This is a genomic window from Oleiphilus sp. HI0117 (assembly GCF_001635235.1).
The window spans coordinates 1-2,737 of record NZ_LWGA01001125.1; the positions used below are offsets into that span (position 1 = coordinate 1).

Annotated in this window: 3 protein-coding genes; 2 read left to right on the plus strand and 1 reads right to left on the minus strand. The window is 47.0% G+C overall.

Annotated features, from left to right (window positions below; translation table 11 throughout):
• Positions 1–232: hypothetical protein (locus A3757_RS27065; RefSeq protein ID WP_197470159.1), on the plus strand; the 232-nt coding region annotated here is incomplete at its 5' end.
• Positions 233–406: 174 nt separating this feature from the next.
• On the opposite strand, the gene A3757_RS20150 is transcribed toward A3757_RS27065, so the two are convergent.
• Positions 407–820 carry a PaaI family thioesterase gene (locus tag A3757_RS20150; RefSeq protein WP_068515557.1) on the minus strand — a complete coding sequence of 138 codons (414 nt, stop codon included), beginning with the start codon at positions 818–820 and terminating at the stop codon, positions 407–409.
• Positions 821–928: 108 nt separating this feature from the next.
• On the opposite strand from A3757_RS20150, the gene A3757_RS20155 reads away from it, so the two are divergent.
• Positions 929–2,665 (plus strand): proline--tRNA ligase, encoded by a 1,737-nt coding sequence (locus A3757_RS20155; RefSeq protein ID WP_068515560.1) that lies wholly within the window; start codon positions 929–931, stop codon positions 2,663–2,665.
• Positions 2,666–2,737: the final 72 nt, after the last annotated feature.

Consider the following 2,737-nt stretch of genomic DNA (forward strand, 5'->3'; position numbering starts at 1 on the left):
CTATCATTACATCAATGGCTTTGCAGAAATTTTAAGAGTAATGGCAAATAAGGCTTTTCCCGATATGACGATTGATCGTGCCCAACAGGACATCATGGCTATATCCTTAGTAGGAGCAATGCGCCAGGCAGCGACAAACTGGTTAGTGAGTGATTATAAAACGGAACGAAAAGAGCTAGTTGCCGCCACCAGTAAGTTATTTTTAGGAATCATTAAGTTGATTGAAGCGTAGCGCTCTCACACAAAAAAGACGGCAACAAAAACCTGCTGGCAGAGCCTGCCCATTGTAATTTTCGAATAAATAATCATTTCCGTAGATAGAGGGTGTCACTCCTCACTGGAACCTGCCCCGCGTTAACCCGCTAGCGAGCCATGGAAGGCTCTGTCTACAAGTTTGTATTATTCATCACACCGGAGGCAAAGAATAGCTGCCGGTCACATGCGCCACAACATCCTCAGCCCCTTCGCTTCGGATCGAAACTTCACAAAATGCTATACGCTTACCCAACTTCAATATCTTTCCTTCTGCGATCAAGTCGCGCTGTTCAGGCCGCTGAAGAAAATTAATATTCAGGTTACTGGTTACCGCCATCGCGACCTCGCCCAGGCTTCCAAGTATCGCAGCATACATCGCCGTATCACCTGCGGTCATCATAACCGGGCCCGATACCGTGCCACCCGGCCGAATACATTTATCTTGAAAAGGAATTCGAATCCGCGCGTAGCCGGGCTTGATCTCCTCGATTTTCAAGTCGATATCCTCAGCCATTGGCACCCACTCTCTTATGCGGGCTTGCACATCTGCGGCCTGTAATGTCATGTTCTACTCCAAGATTGTATTAATTATTTGATTCAGGACTATACGATCAGCACTTAGCTATTTAAAATACGCCATTATATTTTTACACTCAAAGGAAATCATTGCCTCATGCGCGCAAGTCGTTTTTTAATCGCTACTCAAAAAGAAACTCCAGCTGACGCTGAAGTCATCAGCCATCAGCTAATGCTTCGTGCAGGCTTGATTCGTAAACTCGCATCAGGTTTATACAACTGGATGCCCATGGGTTTAAGAGTGCTACGTAAAGTAGAAGCGATTGTTCGTGAGGAAATGGATAAGGCTGGCGGACAAGAACTTTCTATGCCTGTTGTTCAGCCTGCAGAACTTTGGGAAGAGTCTGGTCGCTGGCAGCAATATGGCGGTGAGTTATTGCGTATCAAAGATCGTCACCAACGAGACTTTTGCCTCGGCCCTACGCATGAAGAAGTGATCACCGACCTGGCTCGCAATGAACTGAGCAGCTATAAGCAATTACCGGCAAACTTTTATCAGATCCAGACAAAATTTAGAGACGAGCGCCGCCCGCGCTTTGGTGTGATGCGTGCCCGTGAGTTTTTAATGAAAGATGCCTACTCTTTCCATGCGACTCAGGATTCTCTGGACGAGACCTATGAACTCATGTACGACACCTACACCAATATATTTACGCGTCTTGGTCTAGACTTCCGCGCTGTGCAGGCTGACTCAGGCAGCATCGGCGGCAATGCTTCACATGAATTCCATGTGCTGGCCGATTCAGGTGAAGACGATATCGCTTTCAGCACAGAAAGTAACTATGCAGCCAATATTGAGCTGGCTGAAGCCCTCGCACCTGAAGGTGAGCTAGCAGCACCAAGCAAAGCCATGGAAGAAGTCGCTACGCCTGAACAGAAAACCATTGAAGAGGTCACTTCTTTCTTATCTGTTCCCGCTAGCTCGGTTATCAAAACCTTACTGGTTCTTGGCGAAGAAGATGAAGACGGCAATGCACCCTTGGTAGCGCTGGTATTAAGGGGCGACCACAGTTTGAACGAAATCAAAGCTGAAAAACTTGAAGGCGTCGCCTCTCCCTTAGTGTTCGCAAATGAAGAACAGGTGAAAGCCGCAACGGGAGCGAATATAGGTTCCATTGGCCCGGTCGGACTAAAAGACATCACTGTATTTGTCGATCGCACCGCTGCACTGTGTTCAGACTTCACTTGTGGCGCGAATAAAGATGGCGTTCATTTAACAGACGTCAATTGGCAAAGAGATCTTGAACTAGGTGAAGTCGTTGACCTGCGTAACGTTCTTGAAGGTGATACCAGCCCTGACGGCAAAGGTACACTCGAAATCAAACGCGGTATCGAAGTCGGTCATATCTTTAAGTTGGGCAACAAATACAGTTCCGCAATGAATGCCTCGGTATTAAACGAAAATGGCAAAGCCACCATTATGGAGATGGGCTGTTACGGCATCGGTGTATCGCGTATTGTCGCGGCAGCTATTGAACAAAATAACGATGACAATGGCATTATCTGGCCTGAATCGATAGCGCCTTTCCAAATCGCGCTCATCCCACTCAATGGTCATAAGTCTGAGCCTGTTGCCAATAAGACTGAAGAGATCTATCAGCAGCTTGTTGACCTAGGTGTTGATGTACTCATGGATGACCGAAATGAGCGTCCAGGTTCCAAGTTTGCTGACATTGAGCTGATTGGTATTCCTCACCGAGTTGTTATTAGTGACCGAGGCATCAAGGCTGGCACACTAGAATACAAAGGCAGAAATGACAGCGATAAGCAGGATGTTGCTATCGATGACATCATGGCCTTACTAGCAGATAAGCTTGGCTTCACTATTGCTTAGGGTTTGTCGATGAGAGCGATGACTCCACAAGGTCTTTATCAGCTCTTATTCGTGCTGGTTATTTCTCTGTCT

Bases quoted from the DNA above. Each gene is read 5' to 3' on its own strand.
- A3757_RS20155 (WP_068515560.1), top strand. From the start codon at position 929: ATGCGCGCAAGTCGTTTTTTAATCGCTACTCAAAAAGAAACTCCAGCT.
- A3757_RS20150 (WP_068515557.1), bottom strand. From the start codon at position 820: ATGACATTACAGGCCGCAGATGTGCAAGCCCGCATAAGAGAGTGGGTG.